The organism is Vibrio sp. 1249-1 (genome assembly GCF_033340495.1).
The window spans coordinates 1-722 of the sequence record NZ_JAWOWJ010000488.1; the positions used below are offsets into that span (position 1 = coordinate 1).

A 722-nucleotide genomic window follows, 5' to 3' on the forward strand; every position below is an offset into this window, starting at 1 on the left:
CTCCGATATGGGAAATATAATTGTGTATATTATGAAGAAAGAATGTGCAATGGAATAGAATCGTTTTCCCTTCTGGATACATTGCGTAGGCTTCTGGGGTCATATCATTAATATGAGTTTCAAAGACTTTCTTTTGTTCTACATGCTCATTTTCAATGAGTAAACACAGTGCATTGAGCAGATCTGTAGGGTTCTTTACATCAAAACCATCTAACCATAGTGATTCGAACAGCCCAAAAGCAAAGCTATAACCATCAATGTAACCATCTTTGAAGAATGTGTAGTGTTTGCGACTTTCGAGTTGAGCTTGTTGCTCTTCCAATGAGATATTCACTAGGTTCTTGTTCATTTCACTTCCTGATAATACGCCGAGATATCAAAATCAGACATTAGAAAATCTTAGTCTAGATGAACACGTTAGTTTAGTGAAGAACATCTACCCTAAGTCGAAGTAGGGCACTTTTTAGTTACAAAGTGCCAACTATGCCAACTATTAAGGTTCTGGACAATTCCGAGTTTGGATTTTTAAGAGATAACGAACACTCGAAGAAGATCAGATTGGGCAAAAACAAAACCTGATCCCATTTTCACATTTCTATACTTCTAGTGCTTTATCAAGAGCATCAAGTGATGAAACAATTGTTCCGACTGTTCCATTCTCAAACTCGACTCGATCTGTTTCTTCGTGTGTGCCCTTGTTCAAGTAGACCCAGTGTGGATCT

The 722-nt window shown here is 37.7% G+C and carries 1 pseudogene; it reads right to left on the minus strand.

The annotated features are described in order from the left end of the window. Nucleotides 1-349 (minus strand): annotated as a pseudogene (locus R7Z50_RS27150) (hypothetical protein); the annotation flags it as partial. Nucleotides 350-722: the final 373 nt, after the last annotated feature.